This is a genomic window from Streptomyces sp. NPDC005492 (assembly GCF_040605995.1).
Classification (GTDB): Bacteria; Actinomycetota; Actinomycetes; order Streptomycetales; family Streptomycetaceae; genus Streptomyces.
This window is the reverse complement of the sequence record NZ_JBEXDX010000048.1, coordinates 1-15756: the sequence shown is the minus strand read 5'-3', so window position 1 is coordinate 15756 and position 15756 is coordinate 1. Positions and strand designations below refer to the sequence as shown.

The following is a 15756-nucleotide window of genomic DNA, read 5'->3' as shown; positions in this document are numbered from 1 at the left end:
TCAGCAGGCGTCCCGCATCAGCTCGGCGAGGTCGTGGTCCAGGTCGAGCTGGAGGTGTTCGAGACCGGCGGGCACCAGCTCGTCGGTGGCCCGCAGGAAGCGGCGCACGTCGGCCGAGTGGATGTGCACGACGGCGGTGCCCTCAGGGGCGTGGAACTCCAGGACGGTGCGGTCGAAGCCGTAGGGCCGCACCCGGACGTCGCCGTGGCCCTCGGCGCCGTGCAGACCGGCCGCCAGGAGTTCGCGGGCGAAGGTCCAGCAGACCTCGACGCCCTCCAGGGTGGCCGGCGCCGGGAAGGTCATCCGGACGGCGAAGGGGTCCCGCCGGTCGTAGTGCAAGGTGGCGGGAATGCTCGGCATCCGCGGTGCGGCGGCGACGAGACGGGCCTCTACGGGCTGCTCGATGACGATGGACAACGCCTTGCTCCCTTGTGTGACGGCGGTGCGGACTGCGGTGACGGCCGGTCGGACTCCCCGAACGAATTCCGGAACGGACCCCCGAGTGGATGCGCCCGCACTGGAAGAGACGCCGGAACGGACCGATCCGTGCACATGAATTTCGAGTGACCTGCGTCACCGCCGCCCATATGCCCCCAAGGTGGGCGCAGGCCGTCTGGACGGCCCCGGGGGAGTGGACTAGCTTCGCCCGCCATGAGGCGCATGGGGAAGACGCGACGGGTGGGACGCACATACCGCAGGACGGCGGTCGGGGTGGTGTGCGGGGCGGCGCTGGCCGTGCTGACCGCCGTACCGGCGCAGGCGCGGGAGGCGGCGCACCGGGCTCCGCACTGGGAGCTGAAGGACAGCGGAGCCGCCGATGTGCGCTTCCGGGGGCTGTCGGCCGTCAGCCGGAACACCGCGTGGGTGGCCGGGACCGCGGGCACCGTGCTGCGCACCACCGACGGCGGGGCGAGCTGGCGGAACGTCTCGCCGCCCGGTGCCGCCGACCTCCAGTTCCGGGACATCGAGGCCTTCGACGCGCACCGCGCGGTGGTACTGGCGATCGGCGAGGGTGAGGCCTCGCGCGTCTACCGCACCGACGACGGCGGGACGACCTGGACGGAGTCCTTCCGCAACACCGACGCGAACGCCTTCTACGACTGCATGACGTTCTTCGACAGCCGCCACGGCCTCGCGATGAGCGACCCCGTGGACGGGAGGTTCCGCATCCTGTCGACCGGCGACGGCGGCCGCTCCTGGAAGGTGCTGCCCGACACCGGGATGCCGGCCGCGCTCGACGGCGAGGCGGGCTTCGCCGCGAGCGGCCAGTGTCTGGTGAGTTCCGGGCCGAGGGACGTCTGGCTGGCCACCGGCGGGGGCGCACGCGCGCGTGTCCTGCACTCCGCCGACCGGGGCCTCACCTGGACGGCGACCGACACGCCGATCCCGGCCGGTGACCCGGCGCGCGGAGTGTTCGCGCTCGCCTTCCGCGACCGTACGCACGGCCTCGCCGTCGGCGGCGACTACACCGCAGGCCGGCCCTCACCACTGGCGGCAGCCGTCACCGGCGACGGCGGCCGCACCTGGCGTCCCGCCACGACCCCGCCGCCCGCCTACCGCTCCGGCGTGACCTGGCTGCCCCGCAGCCGTGCCACCGCGCTCGCGGTCGGCCCCACCGGCACGGACCTGACGACCGACGCCGGCCGCACCTGGAGGACGGTGGACACCGGCTCGTACGACACCGTGGACTGCGCGGCCGACCTGGGCTGCTGGGCGGCGGGGGAGCAGGGGCGCGTGGCGCGGCTGGAGGACTGACGCGGGTGGTTCACGCGTGGCGTCGCGGGTACTCGTCGTGGCGCCGAAACGAGGAGGTGGCCATGCCACGCGGATCCAGCCCCAAACGGGAACGTCAGTACGAGCACATCAGGGAGAGTGCGCGGGACCGCGGCGAGAGCCCCGAGCGCGCCAAGGAGATCGCCGCGCGGACCGTCAACAAGGAACGCGCCCGCTCCGGTGAGTCCAAGGAGGCCAGCCGCACCTCCGTCCAGGACAAGTCGTCCGGCGAGCGCGGCGGTCAGCGTTCCCACAGCGGCTCGCAGGGCCCGACCTACGACCAGCTCTACGAGGAGGCCAAGCGGCGCAACGTCCACGGCCGTTCGGACATGAACAAGCAGCAACTCAAGCGCGCTCTGGGCAAGTGAGCCCGCGGCGAAGCGGCGGGGACCACGGCGGTCCCCGCCGCTTCGACACGCGCCGTACGCTCGGCACCACCATGACGACCGTAAGCATTCCCGCGGGCTGGCCCGCGACCGAGGAGCAGGCCCGCGCCGTCCAGGACGAGTTGCGGGAGCGGGTGGTGACCCACGAACCGGGACCGCCGCCAAGGGCCGGTCGTGTCACGGGAGTCGACGTCGCCTACGACGACGAGCGGGACGTGGTCGTGGCGGCGGCGGTGGTGCTCGACGGTTCGAGCCTCGCCGTCGTCGCCGAGGCCACGGCCGTCGGCCGGGTCTCCTTCCCGTACGTGCCGGGGCTGCTCGCCTTCCGGGAGATCCCCACGGTGGTGGCCGCGTTGGACGCCCTGCCGTGCCCGCCGGGCCTGGTGGTGTGCGACGGCTACGGCCTCGCCCACCCCCGCCGCTTCGGCCTCGCCAGCCACCTCGGTGTCCTCACCGGCCTGCCCACGATCGGCGTCGCGAAGAACCCCTTCACCTTCACCTACGACGAGCCGGGCATCCCGCGCGGCTCCGCGTCCCCGCTCCGTGCGGACGCAGACGAGGTCGGCCGCGCCCTGCGCACCCGCGAGGGCGTGAAGCCGGTCTTCGTCTCCGTCGGCCACCGGGTGACCCTCGACAACGCCTGCGCCCACACCCTCGCGCTGACCCCCGAGTACCGCCTCCCGGAGACGACACGCAGGGCGGACGCGCTGTGCCGGCGTGCGCTGCGGGAGGCGACCGCCTGAGTACCTGATCTGAGTATGTGTACGGATGTGACCGCGCCCCGGTGGTCGGCAGGCTGTACCGCATGACAACGCACCGTTCCCCGAAGCCCGTTGCCCACCCGAGCCAGCCCGTCGAGCGCGCCGTGATGATCGCGCTGGTCCTGTCCGTGGCGGCCGGCCTCGCCTGGATCGGCGGAATGCTCTACACGCTGTGGCCGTGAGCCCAATGCGCTTACCGGGGCCGGAAACACACGAGCCCCACACCGCAACAAGCGGTGTGGGGCTCGGACTTGAGCGCCGGGCAGGCCTTGCACCTGCATCTCCCCGCAGGAAGCGGGACGTCTTTCCTTGGACCACCAACGCGCGACCAGACTCCGGGAGTTCCGGCGACCGGCTTCAAGATCCAGCATAGCCCATCCCTGGGGGCACCCTGAACTCGCCGATCAGCGCGGCCGTTTCGTGGCTCGGCGTTCCGCGGCGGCATGCCACCAGCCGGGCGGTGACGTGCCGACGGCCTCGGCGGTGGGCTGATCCGGATGCAGTCCGAGGCGGCGCAGCGTGTCGGCGTGCACCTGGACGTCGAACCAGCCGTGCCAGTGGCCGTCGGAGCCGATGCCGCAGGCGAGATCCCAGCGCAACTCGTCCTGGGCGAAGGGCATCCAGTCGATACCGCGCTCGCGCAGTCAAGCGCGCGCGGCCGCCCACGGCGAGCGGCGGCCGGGCAGGTTCTCGTAGGCCGCGACGCTGATCCAGTCGGTGCTCGATGTCTCCATGGCGTCCATCGTGGCACGGGGACCCGACCCGCTCACCGGATCGCCGCCACCCGGAACGTGATCCCCGCCGCCTGAAGCCGTTCGATGAGGGCGTCGCCCATCGCGACCGCCGTCGTCACCTGACCCGCTGTGGGCGGGAGTTCGTCGAGGGCCAGGGAGAGGGCCGCCTCGGCGAACATCTTCGCCGTCTCGTCGTAGCCGGGGTCGCCGCCCGCGACCTCCGTGAAGACCCGGCGGCCACCGCCCTCGCCGACGAACTTCACGGAGAACCAGCTCTTCGCGCGCTTCTCCGGGCCCGGTCCGTCGCCGGGCTTGAGACGGTCGGACAACCAGCGCCGGGCGGGCGGGAGTTGGGCCGCCGTGAACAGCGCGCCCGCCGCCGTGATCCCGCCGAGCGCCACGGGGAGGTGCCGTACGGCCGCGTAGTGGCGGTAGCGGAAGTCGGGGCCGTATCGCTCCAGGGCCTTCGCGGAGCGTCGGACGATCTGCGCGTCGATGGTCGGCAGCGGCACCGCCCAGCAGCCGACCTCCCCGGCGAACCGCGGTGCCCCGGCGGGCGCGGTGGCCCGGCGTCCCATCAGCCGGGGTTCGTGGCGGCGCCGTTCCCGGGCGGCGGCCAGCATCTGACGGCCGCGCGCGAACTGGCCGAGCGCCGAGGCGAACGTACCGCCGGAGAACATCGCGTCAGCGGTCACGAAGCCGTCCACCGTCAGGGGCACCCCCTCCGGCAGATGCCGCACGGTGAAGTACGCCCCCAGGTCGTGCGGAACCGAGTCGAAGCCTGCGGCGTGCACCAACCGCGCACCGGTCTCCCGCGCGCGTGCGTCGTGCCGGACGTACGTCAGATCGATGAACTCCGGCTCACCGCTGAGGTCCAGATAGTCCGCGCCGGTGTCCGCGCAGGCGGCGACGAGATCCTCGCCGTAGGCCACATAAGGGCCGACTGTCGTGGCCACCACGCGCGCGTGCTCGGCCAGTCGGCGCAGTGAGGCGGGGTCCGAGACGTCGGCCCGCAGGACACCCACCGAGGTGCCGCCGGGCAGCCGCTCGCGCAGCCGCTTCAGTTTCAGCTCGTCCCGGCCGGCGATCGCCCAGCGCAGGCCCTCGGGCGCGTGCGCGGCGAGATACTCCGCGGTGAGCGCGCCGACGAAACCCGTGGCCCCGAAGAGCACGATGTCGTAGGGACGGCCCGTTGTGTTCAGCCTGCTCATGACACTCCTGGATCTCGCAGCCCGCGCCGCTGTCGGTGGCTGAGGCTAGCGTGAGGAGTGTGCAGTCCGACGACGAGCCCGGAGTACCTTGACTAAGCGCTTGCTCGCCCAGGTCTTGTGTTGAGTGGAACACGTTCTTAGCATCATCGGTGTTACATCAGTTGTGTCATAGCTGGGGGCTGGATGACAGCGGCAACGACGCCCGGGCACGGCCCGCTCTCCGGCGTGCGCGTGATCGAGCTGGCCGGGATCGGCCCCGGCCCCTTCGCGGCCATGCTCCTCGCCGACCTCGGCGCCGATGTCGTCCGCGTCGACCGGCCCGGCGGCCCCGGCCTCGGAGTCGCCCCCGAGCACGACGTCACCAACCGCAACAAGCGCTCGGTGCTCATCGACCTGAAGACCCCCGAGGGCCCCGCGCGCGTCCTCGACCTCGTCGAACGCGCCGACATCCTGATCGAGGGCAACCGCCCGGGAGTCACCGAGCGCCTCGGAGTGGGCCCCGAGGCCTGCCACGCCCGCAACCCCCGGCTCGTCTACGGCCGGATGACCGGCTGGGGCCAGGACGGCCCCCTCGCCCAGCGCGCCGGGCACGACATCGCGTACATCGCGCTGACGGGGACCCTCGGCATGATCGGCAGCCCCCAGGAGCCCCCGCCCGCCCCCGCCAACCTCCTCGGCGACTACGCCGGCGGCTCCCTCTACCTCGTCGTCGGTGTCCTGGCCGCCCTGCACCACGCGCGCGCCACCGGCACCGGCCAGGTCGTCGACGCCGCCATCGTCGACGGCACCGCCCACCTCTCCGCGATGATCCACGGCATGCTCTCCGCCGGCAGCTGGCAGGACCGGCGCGCCGCCAACCTCCTCGACGGCGGCTGCCCGTACTACGGCACCTACGAGACCGCCGACGGCAAGCACATGGCGGTGGGCGCCCTGGAGCCCCGGTTCTACGACGAGTTCGTGCGCCTGCTCGGCCTGGCCGACTTCACCGACGCCCGCCGGGACTGGACGCGCTGGGGCGAGCTGCGCGAGGCGGTCGCGGCCCGCTTCCGCAGCCGTGGCAGAGACGAGTGGACGGCCGTCTTCGAGGGTACGGACGCGTGCGTGGCGCCCGTGCTGTCGCTGCGCGAGGCTCCGCACCATCCGCACCTCGCCGCGCGCGGCACCTTCACCGAGCACGGCGGGATCACCCAGCCGGCCCCCGCGCCCCGGTTCTCGACGACGCCCACCTCGGTGCGCGGCGGGCCAGCCCTGCCCGGCGCGGACACCTCCGACGTGGCCCGGGACTGGGACGTCCCCCGACTTCTCGACGCTGTTGAAAACCCTCGTTGAAAGGCTTGGCAGTGAGCACCGAAGCGTATGTCTACGACGCGATCCGCACCCCGCGCGGGCGCGGCAAGGCCAACGGATCCCTGCACGGCACGAAGCCCATCGACCTCGTCGTCGGACTCATCCACGAGATCCGTGACCGGTTCCCCGACCTCGACCCGGCCGCGATCGACGACATCGTGCTCGGCGTCGTCGGCCCGGTCGGCGACCAGGGCTCCGACATCGCCCGGATCGCCGCCGTGGCCGCCGGACTGCCGGACACCGTGGCCGGAGTACAGGAGAACCGCTTCTGTGCCTCGGGCCTCGAAGCCGTCAACATGGCCGCCGCCAAGGTCCGTTCGGGCTGGGAGGACCTCGTCCTCGCCGGTGGTGTCGAGTCCATGTCCCGGGTGCCGATGGCCTCGGACGGCGGCGCCTGGTTCAACGACCCGATGACGAACCTCGCCACCAACTTCGTGCCGCAGGGCATCGGCGCCGACCTGATCGCCACGATCGAGGGATTCTCGCGGCGCGACGTGGACGAGTACGCGGCGCTCTCCCAGGAGCGCGCGGCCACCGCCTGGAAGGAGGGCCGCTTCGAGCGGTCCGTCGTCCCGGTGCGGGACCGCAGCGGCCTGGTCGTCCTCGACCACGACGAGCATCTGCGCCCCGGCACCACCGCCGACTCCCTCGCCCAGCTCAAGCCGTCCTTCGCGGACATCGGTGAACTGGGCGGCTTCGACGCCGTCGCCCTGCAGACGTACCACTGGGTGGAGAAGATCGACCACGTCCACCACGCGGGCAACTCCTCCGGCATCGTCGACGGCGCCTCCCTCGCCGCGATCGGGTCGAAGGAGGTCGGCGAGCGCTACGGCCTCACCCCGCGCGCGCGGATCGTCTCCGCCGCCGTCTCCGGCTCCGAGCCGACCATCATGCTCACCGGTCCCGCCCCGGCCACCCGCAAGGCCCTCGCCAAGGCCGGGCTGACCATCGACGACATCGACCTCGTCGAGATCAACGAGGCGTTCGCCGCCGTCGTCCTGCGCTTCGTACGGGACATGGGCCTGTCCCTGGACAAGGTCAACGTCAACGGCGGAGCCATCGCGCTCGGCCACCCCCTCGGCGCCACCGGCGCGATGATCCTCGGCACGCTCGTCGACGAACTGGAGCGCCAGGACAAGCGCTACGGACTCGCCACGCTGTGTGTCGGCGGCGGCATGGGCGTCGCGACGATCGTCGAGCGCGTCTGAAACCCCGGCGGAACCAAGAGACCTCACGGAGACCCTCACCATGACCGAGAGCACCACCATCCGCTGGGAACAGGACGACACCGGCGTCGTCACCCTCGTCCTCGACGACCCGAACCAGTCCGCGAACACCATGAACGCGGACTTCCGCGACTCCCTCGCCGCGATCACCGACCGCTTGGAGGCCGAAAAGGACTCCATCCGGGGCATCATCTTCACCTCCGCCAAGAAGACCTTCTTCGCGGGCGGCGACCTGCGCGACCTCATCCGTGTCACCCCGGACACCGCACAGGAGATGCTCGACGGCGGCCTCGCCATCAAGCGGAATCTGCGCCGCATCGAGACCCTCGGCAAACCGGTCGTCGCCGCGATCAACGGCGCGGCCCTGGGCGGCGGTTACGAACTCGCCCTCGCCTGCCACCACCGGGTCGCCCTCGACGCCCCCGGCTCCAAGATCGGCTGCCCCGAGGTCACCCTCGGCCTGCTCCCCGGGGGCGGTGGAGTCGTCCGTACGGTACGGCTGCTGGGCATCGCCGACGCCCTGCTGAAGGTGCTGCTCCAGGGCACCCAGTACAGCCCGAGGCGCGCCCAGGAGAACGGCCTCATCCACGAAGTGGCCGCCACCCCGGACGAGTTGAACGCCAAGGCCCGCGCCTTCATCGATGCCAACCCGCAGTCGCAGCAGCCCTGGGACAAGCCCGGCTACCGCATCCCTGGCGGCACCCCGGCCAACCCGAAGTTCGCGGCCAACCTGCCCGCCTTCCCCGCCAGTCTGCGCAAGCAGACCAACGGCGCCCCCTACCCGGCCCCGCGCAACATCCTCGCCGCCGCCGTCGAGGGCGCGCAGGTCGACTTCGAGACCGCCCAGGTCATCGAGGCCCGATACTTCGTGGAACTGGCGGCAGGCCAGACCTCGAAGAACATGATCCAGGCCTTCTTCTTCGACCTCCAGGCCGTCAACTCCGGCGCCAACCGCCCCCAGGGCATCGCCTCGCGCCCGGTGCGCAAGGTCGCCGTCCTCGGCGCCGGGATGATGGGCGCCGGCATCGCCTACTCGTGCGCCCGCGCGGGCATCGACGTCGTCCTCAAGGACGTGACGGACGAGGCGGCGGCCAAGGGCAGGGCCTACTCCGAGAAGCTCTGCGCCAAGGCCGTCTCCCGAGGCCGTACGAGCCAGGAGCAGGCGGACGCGCTGCTCGCCCGCATCACCGCCACCGCCGACCCGCAGCAACTCGCGGGCTGCGACGCGGTGATCGAGGCCGTCTTCGAGGACACCTCCCTCAAGCACAAGGTGTTCCAGGAGATCCAGCACATCGTCGAACCCGACGCGCTGCTCTGCTCCAACACCTCCACCCTCCCCATCACCGTCCTCGCCGAAGGAGTCGAGCGCCAGGCCGACTTCATCGGGCTGCACTTCTTCTCGCCCGTCGACAAGATGCCCCTCGTCGAGATCATCAAGGGCGAGCGCACCGGCGACGAGGCCCTGGCCCGCGCCTTCGACCTGGTCCGGCAGATCAAGAAGACACCGATCGTCGTCAACGACTCGCGCGGGTTCTTCACCTCACGGGTGATCGGGCAGTTCATCAACGAGGGGGTCGCGATGGTCGGCGAGGGCATCGAGCCCGCGTCGATCGAGCAGGCCGCCGCCCAGGCGGGCTACCCGGCCAAGGTCCTCTCCCTGATGGACGAGTTGACGCTCACCCTCCCGCGCAAGATCCGCAACGAGTCGAAGCGAGCCGTCGAGGAGGCCGGCGGCACCTGGCCCGCCCACCCCGCCGAGGCCGTCATCGACCGCATGGTCGACGAGTTCGGCCGCACCGGGCGCAGCGGCGGCGCGGGCTTCTACGACTACGACGAGGACGGCAAGCGCGTCGGTCTGTGGCCTGGCCTGCGTGAGCACTTCACCCGCGAGGGCGCCGGGACTCCCGCCGAGACCGTGCCCTTCACGGACATGCAGGAACGCATGCTGTTCTCCGAGGCGCTCGACACCGTCAAGCTCCTTGAGGAGGGCGTCCTGACATCCGTGGCGGACGCCAACATCGGCTCGATCTTCGGGATCGGCTTCCCCGGCTGGACCGGCGGTGTCCTCCAGTACATCAACGGCTACGAGGGCGGCCTGCCCGGCTTCGTGGCACGCGCGCGTGCACTCGCCGAGCGCTACGGGGACCGCTTCACCCCGCCCGCACTGCTGGTGGAGAAGGCCGAGAAGGGCGAGCGGTTCACGGACGCGCGCTGACGCGTCGCCGACCGACACGCTGCCCCTGCCCTCCGTGGGCGGGGGCGGCGCGTCGGACGGATCAGCCCTCGTCCGACCCTGCCGGCTCCTTGAGCCACTCGCGGAGTTCCTCGCGCAGCGAGCGCTGAAAGGCCGTCAGCAGGGCCTGCACCACCAGGGGTTGCATGTGTGCGGACAGCGACTTCACGTCCTCGGTGGCGCGTTGGGAGACCTCCTCGCGCAGGAGCCCCGACAGTTCGTGGGCCGCCGCGCGGGAGTGCTCGATCAGGACGGTCCGCGCGGCGAGGATCGCCTCCTGCGACAGCGGCACGTCGAGCAGTCGTACGCCGAGCCGCAGCAGGCCGGCGTCGACGCGGTACGAGGCGCCGTCGGGCCGGACCACGTCCATCGCGACGAGCCGCTCCACGTCCTCCTCGTCCAGCGCCCGGCCCGCCCGCCGCTCCAACTCCCGCCGGTCCAGGGTCTGCGTATCCTCCGGCGCCCAGGACGCCACCACCGCCCGGTGGATCGCGAGGTCGTGCGCGCTGAGGTCCGGCGGCAGTTGCCCCAGATAGCGCTCGATCGCGGCCAGTGTCATGCCCTGGTGCTGCAACTCCTCGATCAGTGCCAGCCGTGACAGATGCTGCTGCCCGTAGTGCCCGACCCGCCGCGCCCCGAGCACCGGCGGCGGCAGCAGGCCCTTGGTGCTGTAGAACCGGACCGTGCGGACCGTGGTGCCGGCCCGCGCGGCCAGTTCGTCGATCGTGAGCGTGGGCTCCTCGGTGTCGGTCGTCATGCGCAGCAGTATCGCTGTCTCACCAATGCTGTGAACACCGGAAGGCCGTTGTCAGTGGTGCCGTCTACGGTGGTTGGCATGGGGGAGATCAACTATGTCCGCGGTGACGCGACCGTTCCGTCGGTCAAGGGCGTCAAGGTGATCGCGCATGTCTGCAACGACCTGGGAGGCTGGGGAAAGGGCTTCGTGCTGGCCGTGTCCCGCCGCTGGCCGGAGCCGGAGAAGGAGTACCGGGCCTGGCACCGCGAGCGCGCGGCCAACGACTTCGCGCTGGGCGCCGTCCAGCTCGTGCGCGTCGAGCGCCATGTGTGGGTGGCCAACATGATCGGCCAGCGGGGGATACGCACGGGCAGCAAGGGCGTCCCCGTGCGCTACGAGGCGATCGACACGGCGCTGGGCCTGCTGGCCGAGCGTGCGGCTGAGCTGGGCGCGTCCGTGCACATGCCGCGCATAGGGTGCGGCCTCGCGGGCGGCAAGTGGTCACGGGTCGAACCGCTGGTGACCGAGCGGCTGGTACGGCGGGGGATCGCGGTGACGGTCTACGACCACGAGGACTGAGCGGACCGTCGAACCAACTTGCCCCGCGCTGAAAGGAGTTGCAGAATCTTGCGCAACCACAGGGAGGGTCGTGAGCCATGAGCCGTGACATCGACGTCCTCGTCCTCGGCGGCGCCGGAGTGGACACCATCGTCCATGTCCCCGAGCTGCCGCTTCCGTACGCCGACAGCTACATGATCGACCCTGGTATCCGCACCCGCGCCGGCCAGACCGGCGACTTCGTGGCCCTCGGCCTGAGCGCCCTGGGCCTGCGCACCCACCACCTCGACATGCTCGGCGCCGACCCCGAGGGCGACCTGGTCCGCGCCCTGCACCGGGACCGCACCATCCCGCTCACCGAAGTGCCCGGGCCCGCCGGCACCAAGCGGGCGGTCAACCTCGTCGGCCCGGACGGACGACGGCTGTCCCTCTACGACTCGACCCGCGCCCACCCCGACGACCGCCTGCCGGAACCCACCGTCCGCACCCTCGCCACCGCGAGCCGCCACGCCCATGTCTCCATCACCCAGCCCTGCGCCCACGCCCTGCCCACCCTGCGCGAGGCCGGCGCCACGATCTCGACGGACCTGCACAACTGGGACGGCGTGAGCCCGTACCAGGCGGAGTTCGCCCACGCGGCGGACATCGTCTTCCTGTCCACCACCGCGCTGACCGGCACCCCCGAGAACACCATGCGCGCCATCGCCGAGCGGGGCCGGGCCCAATTGGTCGTCGCCACGGCCGGTGCGGAGGGCGCCTATCTGCTGGCCGACGACGAGGTGACCCACATCCCGGTCGTCAGGCCCCGCAGACCGGTGATCGACTCGAACGGCGCGGGCGACGCCTTCGCCGCCGCCTTCCTCTTCGGCCGGCTCGGCGGAGAGTCCCCGCAGCGCTGTGCCCGCTACGGCGCGGTGGCAGGGGCGTACGCCTGCACGGTGCCCTCGACGGAGATCGACGCCATCGGCCGCGACGAACTCCTCCTCCAGGTAGCCGAGTTGGCCGAGTCGGCCGGGGTGGAGTCCCGCACGGCGTAGGCGGCCCAGGACCCGCACACCCCCCGGGCCGCCCTTCACCACTCAGCCGCCGTGGACGTCGTTCGTCGCGGCGATCTTCGTCCACGACTTCGGCCGGACCGGAGCCGTCGACGCCTTCGCGATGGACGCGGTCCGGGCCGCCGGAGCCGCCGGCTTCGACGGCTGGAACAGCCAGGTGTCGAAGAGCGCGGACAACGGCTTTCCGGACACCTGCTCGGCGTAGGCCCGGAAGTCCTCGACGGACGCGTTGCCGTAAGCGTGCTCCTTCGGCCAGCCCTTCAGGATGGCGAAGAACGCGTCGTCGCCGACCTCGTTGCGCAGCGCCTGGATGGCCAGCGCGCCCCGGTCGTAGACCGGAAGCTCGAACTGGTTCTCCGGACCCGGGTCTCCGGGCGCGATCGTCCAGAAGGCGTCGTCCGCCGGGTGCGAGGCGTAGACGTAGTCGGCGAGCTGCTGCGTGGTGCCCTCGCCCTCGTGCTCGGACCACAGCCACTGCGCGTAGCGCGCGAAGCCCTCGTTGATCCAGATGTCCTTCCAGCCCTTCAGCGACACGTCGTCGCCGTACCACTGGTGGGCCAACTCATGCACGACGACAGAGGTGTTGGCGCCGTTCGCGAACTGCTTCTGGCTGTAGTAGACGCGGGTCTGCGTCTCCAGCGCGTACCCGGTGGTCGTGTTGGGCACATACCCGCCGGCACTGCTGAACGGATACGGCCCGAAGTAGCCGCTGAGCCAGTCGACGATCTCCCCGGTCCGCTCCACACTCGCCCGCGCGGCCCCGTCGTTGTCCCCGAGGTCCTTGCTGTAGGCGTTGACGACCGGGACACCGCCGTCCGAGGTGCTGGTCGTGATGTCGAACTTCCCGAGGGCCAGCGTGGCCAGATAGGTGGCCTGCGGCTTGTTCTGACGCCAGTTGTAGCGGGTCCAGCCGAGTTGTGAACTCGTCGACTGGAGCGTGCCGTTGGAGATGGCCTGCGTGCCGTTCGGCACGGCGACCGACACGTCGTAGGTCGCCTTGTCGCTCGGATGGTCGTTGCTCGGGAACCACCACCACGCCGACTCGGGCTCGTCCGCCGCGACCGCGCCGTCCGGGGTGCGGTGCCAGGTGGTGAAGCCGTACGCGCTCTTCGTGGACGGCACCCCGCTGTAGCGGACCACGACGGTGATCGGAGTGCCCTTGGGCAGCGGGGTCTTCGGGGTGATCTCCAGCTCGTGCTGGCCGGAGGTCGCGAAGGTCGCCGCCGCGCCGTTGACCCGCACCTCGCTCACGTCCAGCAGGAAGTCCAGGTCGAACCGCGACAGATCCTGCGTCGTCCTGGCGAGGATGGTCGCCGTGCCCGCCAACTCGTCGGTGGCGGGCTGGTACTGGAGCCTGAGGTCGTAGTGCGAGACGTCGTATCCGCCGTTGCCGTAGGCCGGGTAGTAGGGGTCGCCGATGCCCGGCGCGCCGGGGGAGTAGCTTGCCGCCGACGCCGGGATCGCCAGCATGAGGGAGGCCGCCGCGAGTGCGCCCGGCGCGATCAGTCTGCGGTGCACGAGAACTCCAAGTCGTAGAGGCGCGAAGTCTGTACGCAGGCTATTCAGTCCCTGTGGCCCTTCGTCTGTCCACGGCCCCTCCTGTCACACGATCGCCATTCGGCCGACATGACTCCGAGTGCCTCTTCCAGCACGGGAGTTGACCGATGTACCGTCCGCGCATGCCGAAACGCACGCGCTTCACGATCTGGAGATCGCTCGCGACGGCGGCCGTAGCCGCCCTCATGGCCGCCTTCCTCACCCCGGCAGCGGCCCAGAGCGCCCCACAGGAGAGCCAACCCGTCTACTCCTACGCGAACGCCATCCGGGAGGCCGTCTGGGTGGACACCGGACTCGACGGAGACGGCGACGGGAGGAACGACCGGGTCGCCGTCGACATCGTCCGCCCGAGCGAACCCGCCCAGCAGGGCCACAAAGTGCCCGTCATCATGGACGCCAGCCCCTACTACTCCTGCTGCGGACGCGGCAACGAGGGGCAGATCAAGACGTACGACACCGACGGCAACGTTGTCCAGATGCCGCTCTTCTACGACAACTACTTCGTGCCCCGCGGCTACGCCTTCGTCGGCGTCGACCTCGCCGGCACCAACCGCTCCGACGGCTGTGTGGACGTCGGCGGCCGTTCCGACATCCAGTCCGCCAAGGCCGTCGTCGACTGGCTGAACGGCCGGGCCAAGGCCTACACCAGCCGCACCGGAACCGCCCGCGCCACAGCGAGCTGGACCAACGGCAGGACCGGCATGATCGGCAAGAGCTGGGACGGCACCATCGCCAACGGCGTCGCGGCCACCGGCGTCAAGGGCCTGAAGACGATCGTCCCGATCAGCTCCATCTCCTCCTGGTACGACTACTACTTCGCCCAGGGCGCCCCGCTCTACGACTCCGGCCCCGACTGGCTGTCCGACGCCGTCGAGAGCCCCGACGCGCAGGCCCACTGCGCGGCCATACAGCAGAAGCTCGTCGACGGCGCGCCGCGCACCGGCGACTGGACCTCGCTGTGGACCGAGCGGAATTACGTGAAGGACGCGAGCAAGGTCAAGGCCAGCGTCTTCCTCGTGCACGGACTCCAGGACCTCAACGTCCGCACCAAGAACTTCGGCCAGTGGTGGGACGCCCTCGCCAAGAACGGCGTCGAGCGCAAGATCTGGCTCTCCCAGACCGGTCATGTCGACCCCTTCGACTACCGTCGCGGCGCCTGGGTCGACACCCTGCACCGCTGGTTCGACCACGAACTCCTCGGCTACGACAACGGAATCGACCGCGAGCCGATGGCCGACGTCGAACGCCACCCGGACCAGTGGGTCACGTCCAAGGTCTGGCCGCCGAGCGGCACCGCGACCACCACCCTCCACCCGGCGCAGGGCACCCAGGCGGGCGTGGGCACGCTCGGCCTCCGCACGGGAGCGGGCACCGAGACCTTCACCGACAACCCCCAGCAGAGCGAGACCGACTGGGCCGCCGCGATCGACAAGTCGACCCAGGACAAGGCTGGGTTCGTCACCGGGGCCCTCAAGAAGGACGTACACCTGGCGGGTTCCTCGAAGGTGACGATCACCGCGACGCCCACGACCTCCACGGCTCATCTGTCCGCCGTCGTCGTGGACCTGGGCCCCGACACCATCCGCGACTACGCCGACGCGGCCGAGGGCATCACCACGCTCACCGACCGCACCTGCTGGGGCGAGAGCACGGCGGGCGACAGCGCATGCTTCCTGGCAACCCAGGCCAAGACCAAGGCAGTTGACTACAACATCGTCAGCCGCGGCTGGGCCGACCTCGGCACCTACGCCTCGGCCGGCAAGGGCGTACCCCTCACCCCGGGCAAGGCCTACACCATCACCCTCGACCTGGCCGCGACCGACCACGTCGTCCCGGCCGGCCACCGCCTCGCCCTGATCGTCGCGGGCACGGACAAGGACCTCATCGACCCACCGTCCACCACCCCGACCCTCACCCTCGACCTGTCCCGCACCTCGGCCCAACTCCCGCTGGTCGGCGGCGAGTCGGCCTTCGCGAAGGCCACTGCGGGTGCCAGGGCGACGACCCCCACGTCCACGACCCTGGACGGCGTCCGGGCACCGCGTTCCGCACAGCGGGTACCGGGCAACTGATCGCCGACTCCGGGTGGGGCTGGAGGAGCTGTCGCCGTAGAGACCCGACGTGCTGGAAGAGTCGAAGGTCGAGCCGTAGGTCGAGCTGTACGAGGACGAGTCGTCCG

15 protein-coding genes are annotated in these 15756 nt (G+C 71.1%); 10 read left to right on the top strand and 5 right to left on the bottom strand.

Annotated features, from left to right (window positions below):
• The gene (locus tag ABZT04_RS38475) at window positions 1-417 is read right to left on the bottom strand and encodes an SsgA family sporulation/cell division regulator (protein WP_356063288.1); all 417 of its coding nucleotides are present in this window, start codon (window positions 415-417) and stop codon (window positions 1-3) included.
• Window positions 418-660: 243 nt separating this feature from the next.
• Between ABZT04_RS38475 and ABZT04_RS38470 the strand changes: the two genes are divergently transcribed.
• The 4 genes from ABZT04_RS38470 to ABZT04_RS38455 all read left to right on the top strand — a co-directional run bounded on the left by ABZT04_RS38470 (window position 661) and on the right by ABZT04_RS38455 (window position 3102).
• Window positions 661-1755, top strand: a complete 1095-nt coding sequence (locus tag ABZT04_RS38470) for an oxidoreductase (protein ID WP_356063285.1) — start codon at window positions 661-663, stop codon at window positions 1753-1755.
• 62 nt (window positions 1756-1817) lie between these two features.
• Window positions 1818-2141, top strand: a complete 324-nt coding sequence (locus ABZT04_RS38465; protein WP_356063283.1) for a plasmid stabilization protein — start codon at window positions 1818-1820, stop codon at window positions 2139-2141.
• A gap of 71 nt (window positions 2142-2212) precedes the next feature.
• A complete protein-coding gene (locus tag ABZT04_RS38460; protein WP_356063280.1) occupies window positions 2213-2902 on the top strand; it encodes an endonuclease V in 690 nt (229 codons plus the stop codon).
• A gap of 62 nt (window positions 2903-2964) precedes the next feature.
• A complete protein-coding gene (locus tag ABZT04_RS38455) occupies window positions 2965-3102 on the top strand; it encodes a hypothetical protein (RefSeq protein WP_356063277.1) in 138 nt (45 codons plus the stop codon).
• A 222-nt stretch (window positions 3103-3324) separates the two neighbouring features.
• On the opposite strand, the gene ABZT04_RS38450 is transcribed toward ABZT04_RS38455, so the two are convergent.
• Window positions 3325-3540: a hypothetical protein gene (locus tag ABZT04_RS38450; RefSeq protein ID WP_356063274.1), complete on the bottom strand. Its 216-nt coding sequence runs from the start codon at window positions 3538-3540 to the stop codon at window positions 3325-3327.
• A 146-nt stretch (window positions 3541-3686) separates the two neighbouring features.
• On the bottom strand, window positions 3687-4865 hold the full coding sequence (locus ABZT04_RS38445; RefSeq protein WP_356063272.1) for a saccharopine dehydrogenase NADP-binding domain-containing protein: 1179 nt from the start codon (window positions 4863-4865) through the stop codon (window positions 3687-3689).
• A 183-nt stretch (window positions 4866-5048) separates the two neighbouring features.
• Here ABZT04_RS38445 and ABZT04_RS38440 point away from each other — a divergent pair, with 183 nt between their 5' ends.
• The 3 genes from ABZT04_RS38440 to ABZT04_RS38430 are packed head-to-tail and all read left to right on the top strand — an operon-like array spanning window position 5049 to window position 9653.
• Window positions 5049-6194, top strand: a complete 1146-nt coding sequence (locus ABZT04_RS38440) for a CaiB/BaiF CoA-transferase family protein (RefSeq protein ID WP_356063270.1) — start codon at window positions 5049-5051, stop codon at window positions 6192-6194.
• An 11-nt stretch (window positions 6195-6205) separates the two neighbouring features.
• On the top strand, window positions 6206-7420 hold the full coding sequence (locus tag ABZT04_RS38435; RefSeq protein ID WP_356063267.1) for an acetyl-CoA C-acetyltransferase: 1215 nt from the start codon (window positions 6206-6208) through the stop codon (window positions 7418-7420).
• Between the two features lie 40 nt (window positions 7421-7460).
• Window positions 7461-9653 carry a 3-hydroxyacyl-CoA dehydrogenase NAD-binding domain-containing protein gene (locus ABZT04_RS38430; RefSeq protein ID WP_356063265.1) on the top strand — a complete coding sequence of 731 codons (2193 nt, stop codon included), beginning with the start codon at window positions 7461-7463 and terminating at the stop codon, window positions 9651-9653.
• Window positions 9654-9714: 61 nt separating this feature from the next.
• Here the strand turns inward: ABZT04_RS38430 and ABZT04_RS38425 are convergent, their stop codons facing one another.
• Window positions 9715-10428 carry a MerR family transcriptional regulator gene (locus tag ABZT04_RS38425; protein ID WP_356063262.1) on the bottom strand — a complete coding sequence of 238 codons (714 nt, stop codon included), beginning with the start codon at window positions 10426-10428 and terminating at the stop codon, window positions 9715-9717.
• A 78-nt stretch (window positions 10429-10506) separates the two neighbouring features.
• Here ABZT04_RS38425 and ABZT04_RS38420 point away from each other — a divergent pair, with 78 nt between their 5' ends.
• The gene (locus tag ABZT04_RS38420) at window positions 10507-10986 is read left to right on the top strand and encodes a macro domain-containing protein (RefSeq protein ID WP_356063260.1); all 480 of its coding nucleotides are present in this window, start codon (window positions 10507-10509) and stop codon (window positions 10984-10986) included.
• A 77-nt stretch (window positions 10987-11063) separates the two neighbouring features.
• Window positions 11064-12002 (top strand): PfkB family carbohydrate kinase, encoded by a 939-nt coding sequence (locus ABZT04_RS38415; RefSeq protein ID WP_356063257.1) that lies wholly within the window; start codon window positions 11064-11066, stop codon window positions 12000-12002.
• A gap of 42 nt (window positions 12003-12044) precedes the next feature.
• Here the strand turns inward: ABZT04_RS38415 and ABZT04_RS38410 are convergent, their stop codons facing one another.
• Window positions 12045-13538: a M1 family metallopeptidase gene (locus tag ABZT04_RS38410; protein WP_356063254.1), complete on the bottom strand. Its 1494-nt coding sequence runs from the start codon at window positions 13536-13538 to the stop codon at window positions 12045-12047.
• A gap of 161 nt (window positions 13539-13699) precedes the next feature.
• On the opposite strand from ABZT04_RS38410, the gene ABZT04_RS38405 reads away from it, so the two are divergent.
• Window positions 13700-15649, top strand: coding sequence for a Xaa-Pro dipeptidyl-peptidase (locus ABZT04_RS38405; RefSeq protein ID WP_356063251.1), 1950 nt, complete (start codon window positions 13700-13702; stop codon window positions 15647-15649).
• The last annotated feature ends 107 nt before the right edge of the window (window positions 15650-15756 follow it).